The sequence below is a fragment of the Snodgrassella sp. ESL0304 genome (assembly GCF_013344995.1).
In the GTDB taxonomy this organism is placed as follows: Bacteria; Pseudomonadota; Gammaproteobacteria; order Burkholderiales; family Neisseriaceae; genus Snodgrassella; species Snodgrassella alvi.
Genome location: NZ_JAAEDR010000015.1, coordinates 1 through 24,076, shown reverse-complemented (window position 1 = coordinate 24,076; position 24,076 = coordinate 1). Strand labels below are relative to the sequence as shown.

Sequence of the window (24,076 nt, the reverse complement as noted above, 5' to 3'; positions counted from 1 at the left end):
GTGCACACAACGAGGTTTTCATGAAACGAATGTTATTCAATGCTACACAGGCAGAAGAGCTGCGTGTGGCTATTGTGGATGGGCAAAGTCTGCTTGACCTTGACATCGAAACGCTGGGGAAAGAACAGCGTAAAGGCAATATCTATAAAGGTGTCATCACCCGTATCGAACCTTCTCTGGAAGCATGTTTTGTAGACTATGGCACAGACCGTCATGGTTTCTTACCATTTAAAGAAATCTCACGCAGCTATTTTCAGAATTATGAAGGTGGCCGTGTCCGGATTCAGGATGTACTTTCAGAAGGTATAGAAGTCATTGTACAAGTGGAAAAAGATGAGCGCGGTAATAAAGGCGCAGCTCTGACCACTTTTATCAGTCTGGCCGGACGCTATCTGGTACTGATGCCGAACAATCCGCGTGGCGGCGGTGTTTCCCGTCGTATTGAAGGAGAAGACCGGCAGGAGCTCAAGCAGGCAATGAGTGAGCTTGATACACCGCGCGGAATGAGCCTGATTGCACGTACAGCCGGTATTGGTCGCAGTACCGAAGAATTACAGTGGGATCTTAATTATCTGATTCAATTGTGGCGGGCAATTGAGCAGGCGGCGCAGCAGCATAGTGAGCCTTACCTGTTGTTTATGGAAAGTTCCTTACTTATTCGTGCCATTCGCGATTATTTCCAGCCGGATATCGGGGAAATCCTGATTGACTCTCAGGAAGTGTATGATCAGATTCGTGAGTTTATGTCTTATGTGATGCCCGCCTATATTAACCGGTTGCGGCATTATACTGATCATATTCCGCTGTTTTCCCGTTTTCAGATAGAGCAGCAGATTGAGTCTGCGTTTTCGCGTGAAGTTGCTTTGCCATCCGGTGGTGCTATAGTTATCGACCACACCGAAGCATTGGTATCCATAGATGTTAACTCTGCCAGAGCAACCCGTGGTGCGGATATTGAAGATACCGCTTTCAAAACCAATATGGAGGCTGCTGAAGAGGTTGCACGGCAGATGCGTGTGCGTGACCTGGGCGGACTGGTAGTTATTGACTTCATTGATATGGAGAACAGTAAAAATCAGCGTGATGTAGAAATTACCCTGCGTGAAGCGCTGAAAAAAGACCGTGCCCGGGTACAAATGGCTAAATTGTCCCGCTTTGGTTTAATGGAATTATCCAGACAGCGCCTGAAACCATCATTGGGAGAAAGCAGTCATACCATCTGTCCGCGCTGTGCCGGCACTGGCTTTATCCGCAGTATTGAATCAACTGCATTACATATCCTGCGCATCATTCAGGAAGAGTCAATGAAGGATAACACTGCCGAAGTACGGGTACAGGTACCGGTAGATGTGGCTACTTTTCTGCTGAATGAAAAACGTGCTGAACTGTTTGGTCTGGAAGAACGCCTTGATGTATGTGTATTGCTGATTCCGAATATTCATCTGGAAAATCCGCATTACAGCGTGACCCGTGTACGTACTGATAATGTCGAAGAAAATACCGTTCCCAGCTACCATCAGGTACAGGAACCGGAAAATACAGGCGAACTGCCTTTTTCTATTGGTCAGAATAAACCGGTTAAGCCAGAGGCGGCTGTTAAAGGAATTCATCATACTCAGCCTGCTCCGCTTATTGAGAAGACCGCTGCAGGTAAAACTGAATCAGCAGGTATGTGGAAAAAACTGACTGGCTGGCTGGGTAATCTGCTGGGTGGAAAAGCGGTTGAATCTGCTGCATCAGATCGTACGGTAGCAGAAAAAACTGTCAAAACCACGCATCAGAAAAAAAATCAGAAATCCCAGACACAAGAACGCCGTCAGGCACGTGCCGGCCGGCTGGCTAAAAATACTGATTCAGCCTCCAAAGGTAATAGTACCAATGACAATAAAGTATCAACTGATCCGGCAATAACTAACCGGTCAGCCAATGAGAATCGTAACCGGCGTGAAGAAAAGCGTGCTGACAGATATGCAACGGTACAGGCTGATACAGTAGCTGATTCAGTTCAGGAACAAAATACTTTTAAACAGGAGCAGAATACCTCGCGCAGACGTCGTCAGCGGACATCAGGCAAAAATGAAATGCCTGTGCAACAGGCTAATATAATTAATCCGGTAAATGAAGCTCAGGCCGGAGATCCTCTGATTATTACTCTGACAGATACCGGATCGAAAAGTGAACGGCATAAAGCACGGCATGATAAAAATAGTCGTCGACAGAATGGTAAGAAAAAACGCAATTACATTGTTTCTGCCAGAAAAATAAGTCGAAATATTGATATTGCCGCTATTACTGCACAAATACAGCTAACTACTGAGCATGTACTCAATCCTGAAAAAGATATTAATCGTATTAGTATTTATTCAGCGCAAACGAATACGTTGAGTGAAACTCATGATGTAATCGTGCAAAATGCAGTCGCACAGGCAAAGCTGGCTATTACACATGTGCTGGCGCAGTTAGAAACTGAGCAGCAATTATCTGTTGTTGATAAAGCAGATATTGCTGGTACTGAAACTATTATTCAGACTCAAAAGGCAATTACAACTGAGCCTGAAATAATGATTACCAGCACAGATGCAGATATCAGTTTGTGCCGTATTGCAGAACAAGGCGGGCTGATACTGGTTGAGACCAGTGCGGATAAGGCAGTTTTAACCGGTAATGATGCAGAGCCGGTTCCGGTGCAGTCTAAACTGCGGCGTAAAGATATTATGCTTAGCAAGACGGATGCTGCTGTGACTCCGACAGCCTTGGAGCAGGTTGAAACCAGAGCATAGACAGATGTGCGCGCTTTTGGTAGCTAAATGATTAGTATTTCGTTTGTATGAATACCATCAGCGCTTCTGAGAAAATATCATGCTGAATTAAGAATGATATTTATAAATTACTTATTAATTTGTACAATACTGGTAACCAATTAAGCAGCTATTGGAATGTATTTTGCACAGGTGACAATGAGTTACCTCTGATACAATAGCTGCTCAGACTGATTATTTAATTCAGTTATTGTGTTGAAAAAGTGCAACACTTTTAAAAACTGAAAATATTTTATTTTAATGGATTATTTTTTATATAATTCATTGAATTTAATTGAAAATATTGTTATCTACCTATTATTTGCCGCAGCAGGATTGGTCAAAAGTGTTGTGTGTTTGCAAATGAATTTGTTTTTTTGCAACTAAAGCATTATATTGACAGCCATGAAATCGCTAATGCGGCGATTAATGCAAAACTTTAAAAGCTCTTCATTAGGTTTTTGAAGTTTGTTTTTTCGACATAGAAAAGGAATACAGCAATGAAAAAAACCCTGATTGCTTTGGCTTTGACCACTTTGCCGGTTGCCGCTATGGCTGAGGTTGTTTTGTATGGCCAAATGAAAGCAGGCTATGAAGTTTCTTCTACTAAAACCAGTGGCGAAACCCGCGGTCCGTACCAGAATGGTATTGGTGACTACGGTTCACGTATCGGTTTCAAAGGTTCTGAAGACCTGGGTAACGGTCTGAAAGCTATCTGGCAGGTTGAATCCCGCATTCATTTGGGTAATAGCAATGGCGGATCTGATGGCTGGGCTAACCGTGACTCTTTCTTAGGTCTGGCAACTAAATACGGTACTGTTCGCGCTGGTCGTATCAGCAATCAGATGAATGCTAATATGGACATCGTTGATGCATGGGAATACAACAATGAAGCATTGGGTCTGGGTAAATTCACCCGTACTGATGCCCGTTATGTAGGTATTGCTTACGATTCTCCGGAATGGGCTGGTTTCAGCTTCAACTTATTGTACTCTCCGCGTGATAACGTAAACGGTGGTGATCGTCCTGCTGAGTACGCAGCTGGTATCGGTACCGGTGAGAAATACAGCCTTGGTTTGAACTACCAAAATTCTGGCTGGTTTGCTAAATACGGTTTTGACTACCTGAAAAATTCTGCTGTTAAAGTTGATGATGATCTGACAACAGATCTGAAAGATGGTCAGGTACACCGTGTTGAAGGTGGTTATGATGCCAATAATTGGTTTGTAGGTGTTGGATATCAGTACACTAAAAACACTACTTCATACTACAGAGGTTTAAAAGAAGCAAGTGTTGGTAGCATTGGTGACCACAATTTAACTTGGGACAACCAGGGACAGGAAGCAGCTCTGACTGTTGGTTATCACTTTGGTAATATTTTCCCGAAAATTTCCTATGCTCATGGCTGGGATGTAAAAATTAACGGTGACAAAGAGAAAAACACCAAATACGATCAGGTTGTGTTAGGTGCTGATTATGACTTCTCTAAACGTACCACTGCTAATGTACAGGCAGGCTGGTTGCGTGAAGGTAACGGCGAAGGTCTTGGTAAAGACAAAACTACCGCTGTCGGCGTTGGTCTGAAACACACATTCTAATTAGTGTTTAATTCTTACTGATTAGTATTTGAATCTGATCCCTGATTGAAGAACAGTTTAGTTTGTTCTTCAGTCAGGGATTAATTTTTTAACAATATAAATAAAATGCTATCCCAAATTATTTAACAGCTGGTTCTTCTACATTTCATTCTCGGTATTCCTTTCAGAATTTCAATACGAATACATCGAAACCTAATGATTAATGTTATATCCGAATAAATCATTTCTAGACAAATATGTATGGAAATACTCTGATAAATTATTGATACAGAAACAACTAAATAGAAATTATTATTTTTATAAAAAATATAAATATTGATATTACTGAATTATTACATAGTAATGAGCATATACTGGTATAAATTATCATTTGAATTCAAGAATTATTTGTAAAGAAGTTCAGAAATTAATAAGAATTCAAAAAAACAAACCATTTAAGAATATTGATATTTATCTTAATAGTACTGGTTTAACTGAATACCATAAAAAAATGGTTTATCAGTATTGTGGTTCCGGTCAAGGATATTTGTAAATTAATTCTCCGGTTGTTGTAAATGACTTTTCTGTACAATTCTTTTCTGAAATATAAAAAATGTATTTTTAATATTTATTAAAGTCAATTAGTGTTTTTTTTAGTTACTATTATTCTAGTATCTAAGAATATTATCAGCATTTAAATACATTTCTAATATTTATTTTACCTATTCTTTAATGAGGAAAATTACCTGAATCAATAATTAGAATCAGTGGTTTGCTTTTTTATTACCCGACCAGTATATTCCGCACACTCGTCGTAATGGCGATTGATGTAAAACTTCAAAAGCTCTTCATTTGGTTTTTGAAGTTTGTATTTTTGACGTTGAGACTAGGAATACAGTAATGAATAAAAACCTGATTGCTTTGGCTTTGACCACTTTGCCGGTTGTTGCTATGGCAGATGTTGTTTTATACGGCCAAATGAAAGCAGGCTATGAAGTATCTTCTACTAAAACCAGTGGTGACAGCCGTGGTCCGTACCAGAATGGTATAGCTGATTATGGTTCACGCATCGGTTTCAAGGGTTCTGAAGATTTAGGTAATGGTCTGAAAGCTATCTGGCAGGTTGAGTCTGCTATCCATCTGGGTAATAGTAATGGTAAAGCTGATGGCTGGGCTAATCGTGATTCTTTCATTGGTTTTCAGTCTGAATTCGGTACTGTTCGTGCCGGTCGCATTAGTAATCAGATGAAGGCCAATATGGATACAGTTGATCCATGGGAATACAACAATGAAGTGCTGGGTTTAGGTAAATTTACCCGTACCGGTCAGCGTTATGTAGGTATTGCTTACGATTCTCCGGAATGGGCTGGTTTCAAATTTAATGCATTATACTCTCCGCGTGATAATGTAAATGGCGGTGATCGGAACAGTGAGTATGATTATGGTATGGGTGCCGGCGATAAATACAGTATCGGTCTGAATTATCGCAATGCCGGATATTTTGCAAAATATGGCTTCGATTATCTGAAAAATTCAGCAGCTATAATGACTGAATCCGGTAACACTAAATTAAAAGACGGTCAGGTACATCGCGTTGAAGGCGGCTATGATGCTAATAATCTGTTTGTAGGTGTAGGTTACCAATATACCAAAAATACCAGCTCTTATTTCAATGGTTTAAAAGGTGCTTCTATTCCTGTAGGCGTAAATGAGCAGGGTAACTTAATCAGCATGAATGTTGGTGATCATAATGTAACCTGGGATAATCAGGGACAGGAAGCAGCTCTGACTGTTGGTTACCACTTTGGTAATATTTTTCCGAAATTCACTTATGCCCATGGCTGGGACATTAAGTTGGATGGCGATAAAATGAAAAATACCAAATACGATCAGATCGTATTAGGTGCTGATTATGATTTCTCTAAACATACTACTGCAAATGTACAGGCTGGCTGGTTGCGTGAGGGTAATGGCTACAATGAACTGAACGAAAGCAGAGGTAAAAATAAAACTACTGCATTTGGTGTTGGTCTGAAACATACTTTCTAATCAGGCTTTGTTAGCTGATTTTAGAATAAACCCCGCAGCAGCGGGGTTTATTTTTTATATCCGGTAAATCTAACCAGTTAATTATTGAAATAAAATACATCTGTACTTTGTATCTGCAATCAGATTTGCATAATTATTTAATTACTGATTTTTCTTAAAAGCCGTTTTTGTTTCTGTTTTATTTATTACGATGCCGTTTGATATACCAGTATATCAGCAAAGCAAATACAGCTACTATCAGAATAACAACAAAGAGCAGTTTCGTATATTGTTGAAACTCTGCAAACAGCCATTGCGCTGATTGTCCGAACAGATAACCAAAACTAACGATAATGGTTGCCCAGAGTAAAGCGCCTAATGCATTAAATAACAGAAACCGATGGAATGTTACTTTACTCATACCGATGGCAATCGGGCCGGCAATACGCAAACCATACATGAAGCGTACTCCGATAATAATGACAGAGCTGTGTTTACACAGCAAACGATCAGTTTTGGCTACCATCGGATCCAGTTTAGGGAAATGCTGCAATAGGTGTTTACCATAATAACGGCCAAGCAAAAAACATATCTGGTCTCCCAGCATCCCGCCAGCTGCCGCACACAGGATTGAAGGCACAAATAATAAATAGCCTTTGTGTACGAAAAAGCCGGCCAGGGTCAGTATGGTTTCACCTTCAAGAATGCTGCCGATAAATATAGCCAGATAGCCATAGTGATTCAGTAATTGCTCAACATTCATCTGTTTAATAGGATTAGAAAGAAATCATTTGTTAAACATAATGTTGTTTAAACCGTTCTGGCAATCTGTTTTGCCAGAACCAGACAAAATTTACACGCCATATTGTTTGCGGTAATCTGCTACCGGCTGGCGATAATCAGCCAGTGTTGAGTCATTTTCTAATAACAGCAGTAAATCTTCCAATGTGGCAATGGCCGTTACCGGTATTTGATACTGTTGTTCGACTTCCTGAACGGCGGATTGATTTCCCTGACCTTTTTCCATGCGGTCAAGTGCAATGGCTACACCTGCGGTAACCGCGCCTTCATGCTGAATGATGGCAACCGATTCACGTACAGAAGTACCGGCTGAAATAACATCATCTATAATCAGTACACGACCTTTAAGCGGTGCACCAACCAGTACGCCACCTTCGCCATGGTCTTTTGCTTCTTTACGGTTATAGGCATATGGTACATTACGCCCTTCTTCCGCCAGCATCATGGCTGTTGCTGCGGCCAGAATAATGCCTTTATAGGCCGGTCCGAACAGCATATCAAATTCAATACCGCTGGCAAGAATCGAGCGTGCATAAAAACGTGCCAGTTGCAGAATACTATAGCCATCGTTAAACAGTCCGGCATTGAAAAAATAAGGTGATTGTCTGCCGGCTTTGGTTGTGAACTGGCCAAATTTTAAAACATGCTGTTGCAGAGCGAAGTGCAGAAAATCCTGACGGAAATCAGACATAATGATCCTTAATGGTAAAATGGCAGATTAAAAATTTTAAGATGTAAATTTTATCATTAATCGAAAGGACATGCGGATGCGCATTATTTCAGCCAATGTAAACGGAATACGTTCAGCTACCAGTAAGGGTTTTATTGATTATCTGGCGCAGGCACAGGCTGATATTGTGTGTGTTCAGGAATTAAAAGCCCAGGAAGCGGATATGACTGAGCAGATGAAGCATCCGCTGGGTATGTATGGTGCGTGGCACACCGCAGTGAAACGCGGCTATAGTGGTGTGGCAATTTACAGTAAACAGCAGCCTGATGATGTGCAAATCGGCTTAGGATGGGAAGATTTTGATCATGAAGGCCGCTATGTACGTGCTGATTTTGGCAAGCTCAGTGTTATCTCTGTGTATTTGCCGTCCGGAAGCAGTTCGGAAGAGCGGCAGCAGGCTAAATTCTGTTTTCTGGATAAATTTTTACCGGTTCTGCGCGAATTACAAGCCTTACAGCGCGATATCGTAATCTGTGGCGACTGGAATATAGCGCACCAGAATATTGATTTAAAAAACTGGCGCGGCAATCTGAAAAATTCCGGTTTTTTGCCGGAAGAGCGTGAATGGCTGAGCCAGATTATCAATGAGCTTGGCTGGGTGGATATCTGGCGTACGCTGTACCCTGAGATTCCCGGTTATACCTGGTGGAGCAATCGCGGGCAGGCTTATGCCAAAGATGTAGGCTGGCGTATTGATTATCAGATGGCTACGCCAGCACTGGCTGCCTGTGCACAAACTGCTACGATCTATAAAGAAGAAAAATTTTCTGATCATGCGCCTTTAATTGTTGATTATGACTATCAAATAAAGTGCTCGAAGTAATGCAATTGGTTTTCGGCTGTCATATATAACAATCTGATCAGCAGGTAGCTTGCGTAACCAGTAATATTATTTAATCCGGCTGCCAGTGAATAGGCAGAAGCGGGTAGGGTAAGCGTGCTTTATCCGTTTATGATAAATTCTATTTCCCATCGCTATCATTAATTGCATTCGCGTAAAGCGTTCAGTAAACGCCTGTATATTGATTGTCTGATGGCAGACTGATATTTGCCGTGGTAATAAATATGGGAATATCAGGAACCGGTATTCATGGAACTGAGTTAATGTGATTTAATTAATGGTCTCTACAATCTCGTATTCCTGCATTTTATATAATAATGTTCTTTTGCTGACGCCTAGAGAGCGGGCAGTATTTTCCCGGTGTCCGTTATTCAGTCTCAATTCATTAATGATTAATTCCTTCTCATAAATTTTGACTTTTTCTTTCAAGGTGGCACCCAGCTGTTCATCTTCACTAAAATCAGGATGAAAATCTGGTGTTTTTTTATGAGCAATAATTTGTGCGGGCAAATCTTGCGGATAGATAAACAGTCCGTTGGACATGACTACTGCATGTTCGATGGCATTAGACAGTTCACGTACATTGCCCGGCCATGGGTATTGATTAAGTACTTCTACCGCACTAATCGAAAAATCCAGTAATTCCTTATTATTTTCATGGCAAAACTGATTGGCAAAATAGCGCGCCAGCAGCATGACATCATTTTTCCGGTCGCGTAAGGGTGGTAAGCTTAATTCCATTACGTTCAGTCTGTAGAATAAATCTTCGCGGAATTCACCAGTGCTGATCATATCCTGAAGGCTGCGATTGGTAGCGGCAATCAGTCTGAAATCAGTTTTAATTAATCTGCTGCCACCGATTGGTTCGAATTCTCTTTCCTGGATTACCCGCAGAAGCTTAACCTGTAGATTGGTTGACATTTCAGCTACTTCATCCAGAAAAAGTGTCCCCTGGTGTGCCCGCTCAAATAAACCAATCTGGCGTTGATAAGCACCGGTAAATGATCCTTTTTCATGCCCGAATAAAGTACTTTCCAGCAAGGTTTCCGGTAATGCACCGCAGTTTACTTTGATAAACGGGCCGGTTGAGCGGGTACTGTAATAATGAATGGTTTTGGCGACTAATTCTTTACCCGTACCGCTTTCACCAGTAATCAATACGGTGGTTTTGGTTTGTGAAATTTTGGCAATATTGCGGCAAAGTTCCATCATATTCGGGCTGTTAGTCAGAATATGACCCTTATTATCCGAGCTGAATAATTCTATTTTCGGCGATAAATCCATTCCCTCTTTTTTAGCTTTGCTCAACTCCAGGGTACGTTTTATCAGTGCTTTCAGTTCATTCAGGTCAAAGGGTTTAACAATATAATCAATTGCACCGAGTTTTAATGCTTCTACCGCCGTATCCACACCGGCATAGGCGGTCATAAGGATGATGGATATATCCGTATAGTTCTGTTTAATTATTTTCAGTGCTTCCAGCCCGCTCATCTGAGGCAGGCGATTATCCATTAAAATTAAATCAACCGGCTGCTGTTCTAAGGTTTCAATAGCGTCTTCTGCATTATCAACAGCAATAACCTGATAATGTTCCTGCGATAAAAAAATAGATAACAGTTTGCGCAGATTTAATTCATCTTCGACAATTAAGATTTTTTCTGACATAAATTCCGGATTATTATGTATCAGTTAACGGGAAGTGCTACTTCAACCGTAACACCATTGCTATGCTCATTATTTTTAATGCTAATTTGCCCTTTATGTGAGGAAACTATTTTCTCTACCATGGCCAGACCCAGCCCGGTACCAGAAATTTTAGTGGTAAAAAACGGCGTAAAGATTTTATCCATTATTTCGCTTTTAATGCCTTCACCATCATCCTTTATCCGGATTAACTGATACTTTTGGTTAGCAGACATTAATGTAGAGATTTCAATGTTGCCCTGATCACTGACTGCCTGAATGGCATTGATTAACAAATTCAGTATTGCCTGTTTGATTAATTCTTTATCCAGATACAATGGCGGTAACTGGCTGGCTAATGAAAGAGTCAGGACGATGTTATTTGAGCGGTGAGATGAATTAACCAGTACCAGCACTTCATTAATCAGGTCGTTTAATTGCACCGAAACATAATAATTTTTTGAGGGTACTGAGAAATCAAGTAACTGCTGGATAACCTGATTAATCGAATCCACTTCTTTCAGAATAATCTCAAGATATTCATTTTGCTCAGCACGGGGTAAATCATTTTGCAGATATTGCACAAAACCGCGTACTGCAGCCAGCGGATTGCGGATCTCATGGGCAATGCCTGCCATCAGCTCGCCCAGTGCCACCAGGCGTTCGGTTTGCTGGATTAACTTTTCTACTTCTTCCCGTTCGGTGATATCTTTAAAAATAACGACGGCACCAATAATATTGCCCTGATAATCTTTCAGATGGCTGGTGCTGGCTGAGATTCGGATAATTTGCCGGGCAACTGGGAAATCTACTTCCACACCGACATGATCGATACCATTATATAAAGTATCCAGTAAAGGACTTTGAAAATTTTTATCATCAACTATGGTTGAATATGGCCGGCCAAGGACTTGTTCCAGCTGATAGCCGGTGATTTTTTCTGCAGCCGGATTTAACATGGTAATAAAGCCATTATTATCCACAGTAATAACCGCATCCAGTGTGTTTTCCAGAATCAGCTCGTTGATGGTTTTGGTTTTTCTGAGCTTTTCGGTCAGACTGTTAATTCCGCTGACAATTGCATTCAGCTCACCGCGAATAACCGGCAGACGCCTGTCCAGCGAGAAGGGGAGTTTTTCCAGCCCCTGTTTGATTATATTAATATCAGTATTCAGTTTTCTGGATAAAACAGAAGCAATACAAATACAGCTCAGCATACAGATCAGGCTGATAATAATGACATTTTTATCAAATACAAAGGCCTGTTTTTCAATGTCATCCAAAGTTTCATTAGCCCAGATATAGCCGATTATCTGATTATTGCGCACAATAGGAGTCATGGCATTCATGATATTGCCGCGGACTTGCTGGCCGGTTTCAATCATATGCCGGCCGCTGGTCATGACTTCATGCCCTTTATGCTCAGCCGGAATAGATTTACCAACATTCACACCATAGGCTGACTGCGGGGAATACAACACAATGGCATCTAATTGTTTATGATAATAACCGGCTGCAATATTCGGCATGTCTTTCAGCAGCGGTTCAATTTTAGGAGAGAGATACTGATTAAGCTGGGTAATTTGTTGTGTTCGGGGCAGGTTTTTATCCACCTGCTGGTAAGCATCACCTAAAAGCAAATCCAGAGTTTTGGTAATGGCATAAAGTTTATGGCTTTTTTCCTGTCTGAGAAGTTCGCGCCCTTCTTTATCAATTAGAACGGCACAGACAAAAATTGAAAAACAGGATAGGAAAGTCACCAGTAAAAAGATTCGGGCACTGATTCGTTCCGGATATAGGCGCTGAAGGAAGCTAGTGTTCATAAGTGCTCAAATATCCATAATTATCAATAAAATATTTTTAATATCCGGCTGGAACACAGCCAAAATATTTATCTGAATTAATTTTAAATTATCAGATGAATTATGCAAATTAACAAGTCAGGCGATATCGGATAAACTCATTACCACCTGACTGTTTAACCTAATCATATGTCTGTTAACCAGACATAACTATTAGTTTGACCGGATTGTCATTAACAGCGTTCCAGAATAACAGCCGTACCTTGTCCGCCGCCAATACATAATGTTGCCAGTCCCAGCTGTTTATCACGATGAAGCATGGAATAAAGCAGGGTAACCAGAATACGCGCACCGCTGGCACCAATAGGATGGCCCAGAGCAATGGCACCACCATGAATATTGGTTTTATCCATGTCAAAATTCAGCTCGCGTCCGACACCGAGGAATTGGGCAGCAAAAGCTTCATTTGCTTCGATTAAATCGATATCAGACAGCTGCAGTGCTGCTTTTTGTAAAGCCAGCCGGGTTGCCGGTACCGGACCCATTCCCATTATGCTCGGATCTACGCCGCCAGAAGCATAGCTGCGAATATATGCCAGTGGTTTTAAGCCTAATTCTTTTGCTCTGGTTTCTGACATCAGCACAAGAGCTGCAGCACCGTCATTAATACCGGAAGAATTACCCGCAGTTACTGTACCGTCTTTTTTAAACGCCGGTCTGAGTTTTGCCAGACCTTCCGCAGTGCTGTCTGCTTTGGGATATTCATCCTGTTTGAAGATAATATCGCCCTTGCGTGAGCTGATGGTGACCGGAACAATTTCTGCTTCAAAGTCACCATTGTTATTAGCTTCCGTAGCCAGTTTTTGAGAACGCAGTGCCAGTTCGTCCTGTTCCTCACGGCTGATAGAATACTGTTCAGCAATATTTTCTGCCGTAATTCCCATATGGTAATGATTGGTAGCACAGGTTAATCCATCATTCACCATGGTATCGTACAGTTCGGTATTACCCATTTTCAGTCCCCAGCGGGCTTTACTGCCAAGCAGATAGGGTGCCTGAGACATATTTTCCATACCGCCGGCGACAACAATATCATTGTCACCGGTTAAAATACTTTGTGTGGCCAGTACGATTGATTTAAGTCCGCTGCCGCATACCTTATTTACAGTAAAAGCCGGTACGCTGCTGGGAATACCTGCATTCAGTGCAGCCTGCCGGGCAGGATTCTGTCCCAGTCCGGCCTGAAGCACATTACCCATAATCACTTCATTTACCGCACCGGCATCCAGTGCAGCACGTTTTAAAGCTTCGTCAATAACGACTTTCCCCAAATTAATGGCACTTACAGAGGCAAGTGAACCATTAAAACTGCCGATGGCGGTGCGTGCAGCACTGACGATTACGGTTTTTGTCATAATAAACTCCCTTTTTTAACTAGAAAAAGTACAGACCAATCAGGAATATCGGCGTAGTGAATATCAGTGCTGTCATACAATATCCCATAATGTCACGCACCCCGAGACCGGCAATAGCCAGTGCAGGTAATGCCCAGAATGGTTGCAGCATATTCATCCATTGTTCGCCGTAGGCAATTGCCATCGTAGATTTACCTAAATCAGCACCCAGAGCCTGTGCGGCAGGAATTACGAACGGGCCTTGAATAACCCAGTGGCCGCCACCTGACGGTACGGCAAAATTAATAATGCCGGAGCTGAAGAACGTCCAGATAGGGAAGGTATCCTTGCTGGCAATATTGATGAAAAATTCAGTGATAAGACCACCCAGACCGGAATGTTCCATCATCAGCTGAATACCCGCGTAAAACGGAAACTGAATGATAATACCGGCTGTGCTTCTGGCTGCATTGGAGACAGCACGCATGTACGCCATAGGTGTACGGTGTAACAAAACACCGGCAGTCAGGAAGATCAGGTTAACGGTATTAATGGTGATATTAAAACCATTATGATAGAAGTAAATCAGCAGATAACTGATACCCAGAGCACCTACCAGCAAAGAAAGCAGCTTACTTTCTTCCATTTTTTCAGCTATGGTAGCTGTTTTCCGGTCAAGCTTACGCTGAAAATCGGGTTCCGGTGCCAGCAGCTCTGGATTAACCACATTCACCTTACCGTCAGTTCTGACCATAAACCGCACCAGAAGAGGTAAACAGATAATCAGCATAGAAGTAATAAAAATATTACTGGCTGAAAACATGGTCTGAGAAATCGGCACAATGCCCTGCGGATTAGTGTCACTAATCATAAAGTGTGCAACAGGATTCCCCGGAGTTGCCGCCATTAAAGGCATTGACCCGGACAAACCACCACCCCATGTCATAAAAGCAATATAAGCACAGGCGATCAGTAAGCCATAATCCACATTCTTAACCTGTCTGGCCACTTCCTTTGCCAGCATGGCACCTACAACCAGACCAAACCCCCAGTTTAAAATACAGGCAATGCAGCCGACAAACGTAACCAGCATAGCTGCCTGTGTAGGAGTTTTGGCCAGAGAGGCAATAGATACCAGAACAGATTTCACCGGAGGTGAGCTGGCTAAGGCATGACCGGTAACCACAATCAGAGCCATCTGCATACCAAAGGCCAGCAAATTCCAGAAGCCGTCCCCCCACATTTTTATCAGACCCAGAGGCTGTGAATCAGTTAATCCCCAGGCCATGAAAAAAATGATAAATGTAAGCAGTAAAGCAAATATCAGCGGGTCAGGCAGATATTTACTGACCAGATTAGTCGTATGTCTGGATAAACGTGAAATCATAAAACTTATGCCCCTGTAGCAATGGACATCGTTTTCAGATTATCCGCAACAATAAACTCTGCCGTGGTATGCGCTTTTACAGTATCAACATCCACACCCTCAGCGGTTTCAATCAGATACATTTGACCGTTTATAAATTCAAATACAGCCAGCTCAGTAATAACCATGCTGACTTTACCTTTCGCCGTAAGCGGTAAAGTGCATTCCGGCAATATTTTCGGTTCACCGGTTTTAGTACAGTGTTCCATGGCAATAATTACCTTTTTCGCACCTGTAACCAGATCCATAGCACCGCCCATACCCGGCACCATTTTGCCCGGTACCATCCAGTTAGCCAGATTGGCATGCTGGTCGACTTCCAGTCCGCCAAGCACACAGGCATCGACATGACCGCCGCGAATCAGCATAAAAGAAAATGCACTGTCAAACATCGCCGCACCGGGAACAATGCCGCAAGGCTGACCGCCTGCATTAACAATATTCGGTTCATCAACTGTTTTAGGCCCCAGCCCCAGAAAGCCATTTTCTGATTGCAGCGTAATATTGATACCTTCAGGCAAATAATTCACCACCTGAGTTGGTAAACCAATCCCCAGATTAACAACATCTCCGTTACGTAATTCCTGAGCAACACGGCGAGCAATTAATTCTTTTTTATCCATTGTCTTTATTCCTTAATCGTTAGTGCTAACCATAAAATCAACTAATGCTGCCGGTGTCATCACCGCATCAGGATGTATCTGGCCGACTTCTACCAGTTCATCAGCCTGAGCAATCACCGTGTCAGCAGCGGTAGCAATCAGCGGATTAAAATTACGTGCAGCATACTGATAGACCAGATTACCGTTGTAATCAGCCTTATGCGCATGAATGATGGCTAAATCAGCACGGATTGGCAGCTCAAGTAAATACTCACGATTATTAACTGATAAAACTTTCTTGCCTTCAGCAACAATCGTACCGACTCCAGTAGGTGTTAAAACTCCGCCCAGTCCGGCACCGCCGCAGCGAATCCGTTCAGCCAGCGTACCCTGAGGTACCAGCTCAACTTCCATCTCACCGGCAATCATTCTTCTGCCTGTTTCACGATTGGTGCCAATATGGGAAGTAATCACTTTTCTGACCTGATTATTATTAATCAGCGGTCCGACACCAGTGTCTACAAAAGCTGTATCATTTCCGATAAGTGTTATATCCTTAATACCCGATTCCAGAATTGCATTAACAATCTTTGACGGCGTACCACACCCCATAAAACCGCCAAACATAATCGTCATACCGTCTTTAAGAAAATCCCGGATTTTATCGGTAGTGATTAATTTTGTTTGCATCAACGGCTCCTTGTTACACGTTAAAAATTCATCTATGCTTAAAAGCAAGCCACTTTGCTATTGCAATTTGTATACCAGATTGGAATAAGGAAAATAAAATAATAAAATATTGATTTATAAAAATAAATTTTATATGACAAAAGAGTTTTGAATAAACTTGGCGCAGAAAATTGCACTTGCGTGCAAAAAAAAATGCACGATTAAGTATTCATTATTTATTTGACATTAATGATATGTAAGAAGTTACATTGATTTTAGTTACACCAGCAGACAAGAAAATAAAGAATCAGAATAATCCAGGAAAATAATTAATATTATGATTTATTGGATAAATAATTCTATATTGATAAAAATACTTTCAGTTTATTTTTATCATAAATTCTTCAGGAAAAATCCGATAAAGAAATTTGTACAAGGAAAAACTATATAGTATTTGTTTGGCGTGAATAAGCCATAATATATTTTATTAATTTTCTGATCTGAACTGATAAGCACAGAACCTGAATACGTTTATTAGAGTATAAAAGCAAATAGAATTTAAGCTATACAACCATATTTACAATTAAAAATATATAACTACCAATGATTTGTATTTATTAGGCCGTTTTTGAGGCTTAAAATGGCTAAAAAGGCTTGACGAGTTTAATATCGACCCCTATAATGCGCTCTTCCTTTCCCTGATAGCTCAGTCGGTAGAGCGACGGACTGTTAATCCGCAGGTCCCAGGTTCGAGCCCTGGTCGGGGAGCCAAAGGGTCGTTAGCTCAGTCGGTAGAGCAGCGGACTTTTAATCCGTTGGTCGAGCGTTCGAATCGCTCACGACCCACCAATACATTCTCTGATTATCTGATGATTAATTTCGCGGTAAGCTGAAAAACTCAGCAATAAACAGCATCATATTTACCCTATTCACGTACAAAAAGATCATCAGCGATAATAAGATTAATACTTAATATTTAATATAATTATTAATCAGTATCTGTCGTATCAGCCGGAAATAAATGCAATATCACATTTCAGGCAAAATTTATACTGAAAAAATGTTATCAAGAAATGACTTTAGTTTCGGTTCAGCTTCATCTTCCCACTTTTTTATCTCACATTCCCAGAGAATCAGAACCCGCCATCCCTGATTCAGAAGATTTTCTATATTTTTTTTATCACGTTTGATATTAAGCTCAAATTTTTTAATCCAGAAATCCTGATGTGATTTAGGAGCGGATGAATACTTACAGCCGTGCCGGTGCCAGAAACATCCGTGTACGAATATCACAGCTTTCCGGGATCTGAATACAATATCAGGCTTACCAGGCAGATCTGAAGCATATAGTCTGTACCTGTAATTGTTCTTCCATAACCATTTACGTACCAGAATTTCCGGCTTGGTATTTTTGCTCCTGATCTTTGACATATTAAAGGAGCGCTTTTCCGGTGAATGAACATCCATATCTGAATAATATTAACAATAATACTGGAATTTGATTGTTGCCGGTTACAGCGGCAGTTTTATGATATAAACATTTAAATTTAAATGTTTATATCATGATTTCAAAATTTAAATACTTTATAAAAAATAATCTCCGGTGTTAAGGATAACAGATCCGGCAATTAATGTAATTTTTAAAAGAGTAATTACAGTTTGATTACTGAAATCATCTTCTGGGCAATAGCTTTTATAACCGGTACACATACACTGTTCCCGAACTGCCTGTATGCCTGCACATCAGAAACAGGAATTTTAAAATAATCAGGAAACCCCTGTAATCGGGTGGCTTCTCTGGGTGTAAGCTTTCTGGGATTCTGCCCGGGCTGCTCAATCAGAATTTCACTGCCGTCTTTATAATATCTGGCTGAAATAGTATTAGTATATTCAGAATTGCAATTGACTAACCCGTAACCGAAGCCTTTACCCTTGTTTCTGTTTTCAGCTTTCCGTCTCTGATGGCCGGCCCATAATTTATCAGAAATAGTGTATTTAACATCAACTTTATGTTCCAGTATATCACCCACCTTCGTGGGAATTTTTAACGGTTCAGGAAATGTAAAATCTGCTGAATGATCTAAAAAAACTACTATATAAATTCTTTCTCGGTTTTGCGGAATTCCAAAGTCTCTGGCTTTCAGAACATCATAAAAAACTTTATAACCGGCTTTTTTTAAATGATCTAAAATAGTCAGCAGAGTACGTCCCTGATCATGTCCCTTCAACTGTTTTGCTATTTCTGGTGCTGTTATAAGACCTTTGCCTTTGAGTAAGCAAGAAAAGCAACCGATTGCTGCACAAAATTTAAACCAGCGCATAATTTTTTGTCTTAGATAACAAAAACGAATCTCATTTATATTACACAACATTACTATTTGACTCAATTGTTCAATTTCATTCGTTATTTAAATCTGAATGAAATTATATATCGGTGCCGTTTTTTGGGGTGAATATCTATTTCCTCATGAATTTATTAATTATCCTGATAGCAACATTATTTATCAGTTTAAAAACACTCCTTAAAGATAATTGCTTAGTTTTTTAAGTTTCGAAAAGTATTCTTCTAAATTAAAATATTAATAGAATAAATGAAATTTAGTTAAATATTAATAAAATTAATGTGATAATGAAAAATCTAGTAATAGAAGATTTAATATAGAAAATATTGAGAAAATGAATTAGCTAAAATTTTTATATAAAAATTCTGAATTTAATTTAGATATAGAGATTAGAGCAAATTACAAAATAACAAAACTATTAAATAGTTTTAAATTTATTAAATATCTGATTTATTTAAATATATTTATTCTTGTTTTTAGATGGATAACTAGTATAATAATATAAAATCATTAATTTATTTTTGATAGAACAGTATATCATGGTATCTGTATTGGTAAAAGGTAAATAATGGCAAAAGAGTTGAACTTTCTTGATCTATTTGCAGGAGCTGGTGGATTATCCGAAGGATTTATCCAAGCAGGTTTTAAACCTGTGGCTCATGTTGAATCAGATAAAGCTGCATGTTTTACTCTTTTAACGAGAATGGCATATCATTGGTTAAAAAATAATTGTAATCAAGAGTTGTATATAAATTATTTAAAAGGAGAAATAAGCCGAGAAAGCTTTTACAAAAAAATACCAGAGAGTGTTAAAAAATCGATAATTAATAGAGAAATTTCACAAAAATCTTTGCATGAGATATTCTTAGCTATTGATAGTTTATTGGGAAATAATACTTTAGACTTGATTATCGGAGGCCCTCCATGTCAGGCGTATTCTTTAGTTGGTAGATCCTGTGATGCTAATAAGATGTTTGGAGATAAGCGTAATTATCTTTATATATTTTATGCGGAGTTTTTAAGAAGATATAAACCAAAATATTTTGTATTTGAAAATGTGACTGGTCTTCTTTCGGCAAAAGATAGAGCTGGTAAATATTATCTCAATGAGATGCAGCAATTATTTAATAGTTATGGATATAAAACTGAATATTGTGTGCTAAATGCAAGTGATTATGGCGTACTTCAATCTAGGAAACGTATCATATTAGTTGGTAGGCTTGGTAATAAAACTGGATTTTATCCAAAGTTAACACATTGCTATTCTAAAGTTTATGTTAATGAGATTTTTAAAGATTTACCTGTGATTAAAGCCAATGAAGGCAGTGTGTACACCTGTCAAATGCAAAATTATTCAGGAACGTGGTTGTATGACGTTAATATTAAAAATGATGAAATACCTGTAACTTGGCATGTAGCACGGCCAATAAATAAATTAGATGCCGAGATATATAAAATAGCTGTTAATCTTTGGGAAAGTAAAAACCAAAGATTAGAATACGATAGTTTGCCAGAGTCTCTAAAAACTCATAAAAATAGAACAGCATTTATTGATAGATTTAAAGTAGTTGCTGGTAATTTATCTGCCTCACATACTATTCTTGCTCATTTAGCAAAAGATGGTCATTATTATATTCATCCTGATAAAACACAAAATAGATCAATTACCCCTCGTGAGGCAGCACGTCTCCAAACTTTTCCAGATGATTATTATTTTGAAGGGGTTCTGGAAAGACCTAGCAGAACAGCAGCATTTCGTCAAATTGGTAACGCAGTTCCGGTCTTATTGGCTCTAAGAATTGCAACGAAACTAAAGGAGAACTGGAATGAATAATATTAATCATACGTATAAAATTAGGCCTGCAGGTCGTCATATATTAACAATTGGCCGTGATTTAATTCAAAATAATTATGCTGCTATTGTTGAATTAGTTAAAAATGCCTATGATGCAGACTCTAACAAGGTTGAAATAAATTTTTCGTTAAAAGAAAAACCAAAAAATATTTCAAAACTGGAACAATTATCAGAAAAAAGCCTTTTCATAACTATTAAGGATTATGGTCATGGAATGTCTCGTGATACTGTAATAAATAAGTGGCTGGTTCCATCGACTAATGATAAGCTTGAACGAAAACTAAGCCCTAAAGGAAGGGTTATGCAAGGCCGAAAGGGGATTGGTCGTTATGCAGCATCTATGCTTGGTTCAACTTTATTGCTTGAGACAGTTTCTACAGAAGCTGAGAAAACAGTTGTATTTGTTGACTGGCTAAACTTTGAAAAATCAGAATATTTAGATGATGTAGAAATTTTAGTAAAAAGCAATACTGTTGATGAAAAACCTTGTACATCCCTAACAATTGAAGGAGGACGTGAATATTATGAAGAATGGGATAAAAAACAATTTGATAAACTGCGATTTGAGTTGAAAAAATTAATACCTCCTATAGATAAGTCAATCAATAAAGATGAACAAGAATTTAAGATTTACCTAAAAATTTCAGGTTTTTCATCTGAATGGGATATTGAAGAAATTATTACGCCTTACCCTATATTTCAACTATACGATTACAGAATTTCTGGAGAAATTCACTCTAATGGCACGGGTTTTTTAGAATATTCTGTTCAGAAAGCTAAGAATACAGTTTTAGAAAAAATTAACGTAAAATTAAATACTCCTACAAATTGTGGATATTTGAAATTTGATATAAGAGTATATGACAGAGAAGCAGAATCTATAGAACAATTAATAAGTAGGGGGCTTAAAGATGAATATGGTGTTTATGTTGGAAAATTACAAGCACGTCAAATTTTAAATATTTCTAATGGTATAGGTGTATATCGAAATGGCTTTAGAATTCGACCATTAGGTGATCCTGAATTTGACTGGTTGAAACTAAATGAACAGCGTGTACAAAATCCTTCGTTAAGAATTGGCAGTAATCAAGTAATTGGCTATGTTTCTATTGAATCTGAAGAACAATCTAATCTAATTGAAAATAGTGCTCGAGACGGATTGCGTGAAAATAATGCCTATCGAAGATTACAAGAAATCACAAAAATGGTTATCGCTGAGCTTGAAAATAGAAGATTTAGTTTTAGACGTAAAGTCGGATTACATAAACCCATACGTAGTATTGAACATGGATTAGAAAAAATTTCTTCATTAAACAATCTTAAGGATAATGTTTATAGTAAATTGATTAGTAGTGGTATGAGTGTTAAAGCAACGAAAGAAGTTATTACTTTAATCAATAAAGAAGAAGATCAGAGAAGTAGAGTAGTAGAAGACTTATGTCGGGCTGTTGCAATATATCAAGGTCAGGCAACACTTGGAAAAATTATTACAGTAATTCTTCATGAAGGAAGAAGATCGTTAAATTATTTTAGGAATGAAATTCCTAGAATAAATAAATTTATTAATTCTTTTTATAAAACAAATGAATTTAAATACATAGATAAAATTATAGATATTTCCAAAAAAACAATGATACACTCAAAAACACTTTCAGATCTTTTTGCACGATTAGATCCCCTTGCGGCAGGAAAACGTTCTACAAAAAAAACTATTCATTTGGAACAAACAATTTCTGAGTGTTTTTCTATATTTTCTCAACAAATGAAAAATAACCAAATTTCTTATGAAATAAGAGGGGATGGAGTAATAAATGCATGGAAGGAAGATATTATGGCTATATTTACAAATCTTATAGACAATAGTATTTATTGGTTAATTGAAAAGAATAATGATAAAATGAAAATTAATATTGATATAATGTCAGAGAATAATAAATTAAGATATGTAGATATCAAGGATACTGGTACTGGAATACAAAGTTTTCTTATTAAAAATAAAGATATTTTTGAACCACAATTTAGTACAAAACCACAAGGTACAGGTATTGGTCTGTCAATTGCAGGAGAAGCAGCAGAAAGAAATGGCTTAAAGCTTACTGCTTTAGAGTCTAATCAAGGAGCATATTTTAGGCTTATAAATATGGGTATAGAAGATGAATAATATAAAATTAATTCTTGTTGAGGATTCTGAAGCTGATGCAGAATTATGTAAAAACGCGATAGAAGACTTTAACGAAGATAATAGTGATTATAGTATTGAGTTAAAAGTAGTTCGTGATGCGTCTTCTGCAATTGAGGCTTTAAGATCATCACATTATGATGGTGCAATTGTTGATATGAAATTAGCTAATGATGGTAATAATGATGAAGGAAATTTAGTTTTACAAGAAATAAAAAATCAATTACGTAGAGTTCCTGTGGTAGTAATGACAGGAACTAAACATGTTGTGGAGTTTGATAATAATGAAATACCTTTAGTTGGTCAATATACAAAAGGGGGAGATATAAGTTATAAAAATGTGATAGATGAATTAAGCAATATATATAAAACTGGTTTGACACGAATAATGGGTGGAATAGGCGAAATTGAAAAAAGTCTTAGTGAGATATTCATTAAAAATCTTTTGCGACAAATAGTTCCAACGTCAGACATGCAGAGTAATAGTTGGATAGAATATGCTAAGAATGATGCTGCAAGCACAGAAAAAGCTTTACTTCGATATACGCTAAATCATCTAATCCATTATCTTTATGATAATGGTCGCTGTTATCCGAATGAAATGTATATATATTTGTACCCACCTATGAAAGATGAAATAGATACCGGATGTATTTTAAAAGAAAAAGACACAGATAAATTATATATAGTCATGAGTCCCTCATGTGATCTGGCAGTGCGAGAGGGAGGTAGTTGTAATACTGATCGGGCCCTATTGGTAACAATTCAAAAGATTGAAGAGATTAAAGAATTCCAGGATAAATCTTGGGATGAAATAAATAATTGTAAATCAATGAAAAGTACTTTAGCTAAAATCCGAAAAAATAATCAAAATTTATATTATTACTGGTTACCACCTACATCTTTATTTTATAAAAATGGTGCAGTTGTAAACTTCAGATGGCTCTATACATACAATGAGGATGAGTTAAAGACTAACTTTGAACCACCTAGATTACAAATATCTAGCCCTTTTCTAAAAGATATAATTTCTAGATTTTCATCTTATTATGCGCGACAAGGACAGCCAGATATCAATTACGAATAATAAATTGTTTTATGCTAAGAATGTATAATTAATGCAAAATTAGATAGTTTATGTAATTATGATGTTTATTTTTATTTATCATCGTTTTTTTTAGAAACATTCTTTTCCGTAATTATTTATGATGTAACTATCCCCTAAAATAGTACAGCAAGAAAGTAGAAAATTCTCTATGATATTTTTAAGGAGAATTTCAATATGAAAAAATTTTCAGAGCATCAAATTGTATCTATTTTAAATGAAGCTGAAGTTGGCATCTCTGTCA

General features: G+C 38.5%; 17 protein-coding genes and 2 tRNA genes. 9 read left to right on the top strand and 10 right to left on the bottom strand.

Features of this window, described 5'->3' with window-relative positions:
• Positions 1-20 precede the first annotated feature (20 nt).
• From GYX91_RS08525 to GYX91_RS08515, 3 genes are all read left to right on the top strand, one after another.
• Entirely contained in the window at positions 21-2,780 is a 2,760-nt protein-coding gene (locus GYX91_RS08525; protein ID WP_174830603.1) for an Rne/Rng family ribonuclease, read from the top strand.
• A 518-nt stretch (positions 2,781-3,298) separates the two neighbouring features.
• Positions 3,299-4,396, top strand: a complete 1,098-nt coding sequence (locus GYX91_RS08520; protein ID WP_174830602.1) for a porin — start codon at positions 3,299-3,301, stop codon at positions 4,394-4,396.
• A gap of 879 nt (positions 4,397-5,275) precedes the next feature.
• A complete protein-coding gene (locus GYX91_RS08515) occupies positions 5,276-6,424 on the top strand; it encodes a porin (RefSeq protein ID WP_174830601.1) in 1,149 nt (382 codons plus the stop codon).
• 178 nt (positions 6,425-6,602) lie between these two features.
• Here GYX91_RS08515 and GYX91_RS08510 read toward each other — a convergent pair whose 3' ends face one another.
• Complete coding sequence (locus tag GYX91_RS08510) at positions 6,603-7,166, bottom strand: DedA family protein (RefSeq protein WP_084562686.1); 564 nt, start codon at positions 7,164-7,166, stop codon at positions 6,603-6,605.
• A gap of 90 nt (positions 7,167-7,256) precedes the next feature.
• Positions 7,257-7,895: an orotate phosphoribosyltransferase gene (pyrE, locus tag GYX91_RS08505; protein WP_110414548.1), complete on the bottom strand. Its 639-nt coding sequence runs from the start codon at positions 7,893-7,895 to the stop codon at positions 7,257-7,259.
• 76 nt (positions 7,896-7,971) lie between these two features.
• Here pyrE and GYX91_RS08500 point away from each other — a divergent pair, with 76 nt between their 5' ends.
• The gene (locus GYX91_RS08500) at positions 7,972-8,757 is read left to right on the top strand and encodes an exodeoxyribonuclease III (protein WP_084565338.1); all 786 of its coding nucleotides are present in this window, start codon (positions 7,972-7,974) and stop codon (positions 8,755-8,757) included.
• A gap of 288 nt (positions 8,758-9,045) precedes the next feature.
• On the opposite strand, the gene GYX91_RS08495 is transcribed toward GYX91_RS08500, so the two are convergent.
• The 6 genes from GYX91_RS08495 to atoD form a co-directional block, all read right to left on the bottom strand.
• On the bottom strand, positions 9,046-10,440 hold the full coding sequence (locus GYX91_RS08495) for a sigma 54-interacting transcriptional regulator (RefSeq protein ID WP_041878951.1): 1,395 nt from the start codon (positions 10,438-10,440) through the stop codon (positions 9,046-9,048).
• Between the two features lie 20 nt (positions 10,441-10,460).
• Entirely contained in the window at positions 10,461-12,281 is a 1,821-nt protein-coding gene (gene atoS, locus GYX91_RS08490; protein WP_174830600.1) for a two-component system sensor histidine kinase AtoS, read from the bottom strand.
• A 212-nt stretch (positions 12,282-12,493) separates the two neighbouring features.
• The gene (locus GYX91_RS08485) at positions 12,494-13,675 is read right to left on the bottom strand and encodes an acetyl-CoA C-acetyltransferase (protein WP_174830599.1); all 1,182 of its coding nucleotides are present in this window, start codon (positions 13,673-13,675) and stop codon (positions 12,494-12,496) included.
• A 19-nt stretch (positions 13,676-13,694) separates the two neighbouring features.
• The gene (locus tag GYX91_RS08480) at positions 13,695-15,041 is read right to left on the bottom strand and encodes a TIGR00366 family protein (RefSeq protein ID WP_084565342.1); all 1,347 of its coding nucleotides are present in this window, start codon (positions 15,039-15,041) and stop codon (positions 13,695-13,697) included.
• Positions 15,042-15,046: 5 nt separating this feature from the next.
• Entirely contained in the window at positions 15,047-15,703 is a 657-nt protein-coding gene (locus GYX91_RS08475) for a 3-oxoacid CoA-transferase subunit B (RefSeq protein ID WP_025331311.1), read from the bottom strand.
• Positions 15,704-15,715: 12 nt separating this feature from the next.
• Complete coding sequence (gene atoD, locus GYX91_RS08470) at positions 15,716-16,372, bottom strand: acetate CoA-transferase subunit alpha (RefSeq protein ID WP_025331310.1); 657 nt, start codon at positions 16,370-16,372, stop codon at positions 15,716-15,718.
• A 674-nt stretch (positions 16,373-17,046) separates the two neighbouring features.
• Between atoD and GYX91_RS08465 the strand changes: the two genes are divergently transcribed.
• Positions 17,047-17,122 (top strand) — tRNA-Asn (locus GYX91_RS08465).
• Between the two features lie 2 nt (positions 17,123-17,124).
• Positions 17,125-17,200: transfer RNA gene (locus tag GYX91_RS08460), tRNA-Lys, on the top strand.
• Between the two features lie 198 nt (positions 17,201-17,398).
• Here GYX91_RS08460 and GYX91_RS08455 read toward each other — a convergent pair.
• Together GYX91_RS08455 and dcm are read right to left on the bottom strand one after the other, a co-directional pair.
• Positions 17,399-17,818, bottom strand: a complete 420-nt coding sequence (locus tag GYX91_RS08455) for a very short patch repair endonuclease (protein ID WP_174830598.1) — start codon at positions 17,816-17,818, stop codon at positions 17,399-17,401.
• Between the two features lie 185 nt (positions 17,819-18,003).
• Positions 18,004-18,672 carry a DNA (cytosine-5-)-methyltransferase gene (gene dcm / locus GYX91_RS08450; protein WP_238791334.1) on the bottom strand — a complete coding sequence of 223 codons (669 nt, stop codon included), beginning with the start codon at positions 18,670-18,672 and terminating at the stop codon, positions 18,004-18,006.
• A 589-nt stretch (positions 18,673-19,261) separates the two neighbouring features.
• Between dcm and GYX91_RS08445 the strand changes: the two genes are divergently transcribed.
• From GYX91_RS08445 to GYX91_RS08435, 3 genes are read left to right on the top strand one after another with little or no spacing between them, the layout of a single operon-like run.
• Positions 19,262-20,527 (top strand): DNA cytosine methyltransferase, encoded by a 1,266-nt coding sequence (locus GYX91_RS08445; protein WP_174830596.1) that lies wholly within the window; start codon positions 19,262-19,264, stop codon positions 20,525-20,527.
• Positions 20,520-22,709, top strand: coding sequence for a sensor histidine kinase (locus GYX91_RS08440; protein WP_174830595.1), 2,190 nt, complete (start codon positions 20,520-20,522; stop codon positions 22,707-22,709). Before GYX91_RS08445 ends, GYX91_RS08440 begins: the two co-directional genes overlap by 8 nt.
• Entirely contained in the window at positions 22,702-23,814 is a 1,113-nt protein-coding gene (locus tag GYX91_RS08435) for a response regulator (RefSeq protein ID WP_174830594.1), read from the top strand. Before GYX91_RS08440 ends, GYX91_RS08435 begins: the two co-directional genes overlap by 8 nt.
• Positions 23,815-24,076 lie beyond the last annotated feature (262 nt).

What these genes read in the sequence shown, in the direction of transcription:
- GYX91_RS08525 (WP_174830603.1), top strand. Translation starts at nt 21, where the DNA reads ATGAAACGAATGTTATTCAATGCTACACAGGCAGAAGAGCTGCGTGTG.
- GYX91_RS08520 (WP_174830602.1), top strand. Translation starts at nt 3,299, where the DNA reads ATGAAAAAAACCCTGATTGCTTTGGCTTTGACCACTTTGCCGGTTGCC.
- GYX91_RS08515 (WP_174830601.1), top strand. Translation starts at nt 5,276, where the DNA reads ATGAATAAAAACCTGATTGCTTTGGCTTTGACCACTTTGCCGGTTGTT.
- GYX91_RS08510 (WP_084562686.1), bottom strand. Translation starts at nt 7,166, where the DNA reads ATGAATGTTGAGCAATTACTGAATCACTATGGCTATCTGGCTATATTT.
- pyrE (WP_110414548.1), bottom strand. Translation starts at nt 7,895, where the DNA reads ATGTCTGATTTCCGTCAGGATTTTCTGCACTTCGCTCTGCAACAGCAT.
- GYX91_RS08500 (WP_084565338.1), top strand. Translation starts at nt 7,972, where the DNA reads ATGCGCATTATTTCAGCCAATGTAAACGGAATACGTTCAGCTACCAGT.
- GYX91_RS08495 (WP_041878951.1), bottom strand. Translation starts at nt 10,440, where the DNA reads ATGTCAGAAAAAATCTTAATTGTCGAAGATGAATTAAATCTGCGCAAA.
- atoS (WP_174830600.1), bottom strand. Translation starts at nt 12,281, where the DNA reads ATGAACACTAGCTTCCTTCAGCGCCTATATCCGGAACGAATCAGTGCC.
- GYX91_RS08485 (WP_174830599.1), bottom strand. Translation starts at nt 13,675, where the DNA reads ATGACAAAAACCGTAATCGTCAGTGCTGCACGCACCGCCATCGGCAGT.
- GYX91_RS08480 (WP_084565342.1), bottom strand. Translation starts at nt 15,041, where the DNA reads ATGATTTCACGTTTATCCAGACATACGACTAATCTGGTCAGTAAATAT.
- GYX91_RS08475 (WP_025331311.1), bottom strand. Translation starts at nt 15,703, where the DNA reads ATGGATAAAAAAGAATTAATTGCTCGCCGTGTTGCTCAGGAATTACGT.
- atoD (WP_025331310.1), bottom strand. Translation starts at nt 16,372, where the DNA reads ATGCAAACAAAATTAATCACTACCGATAAAATCCGGGATTTTCTTAAA.
- GYX91_RS08455 (WP_174830598.1), bottom strand. Translation starts at nt 17,818, where the DNA reads ATGGATGTTCATTCACCGGAAAAGCGCTCCTTTAATATGTCAAAGATC.
- dcm (WP_238791334.1), bottom strand. Translation starts at nt 18,672, where the DNA reads ATGCGCTGGTTTAAATTTTGTGCAGCAATCGGTTGCTTTTCTTGCTTA.
- GYX91_RS08445 (WP_174830596.1), top strand. Translation starts at nt 19,262, where the DNA reads ATGGCAAAAGAGTTGAACTTTCTTGATCTATTTGCAGGAGCTGGTGGA.
- GYX91_RS08440 (WP_174830595.1), top strand. Translation starts at nt 20,520, where the DNA reads ATGAATAATATTAATCATACGTATAAAATTAGGCCTGCAGGTCGTCAT.
- GYX91_RS08435 (WP_174830594.1), top strand. Translation starts at nt 22,702, where the DNA reads ATGAATAATATAAAATTAATTCTTGTTGAGGATTCTGAAGCTGATGCA.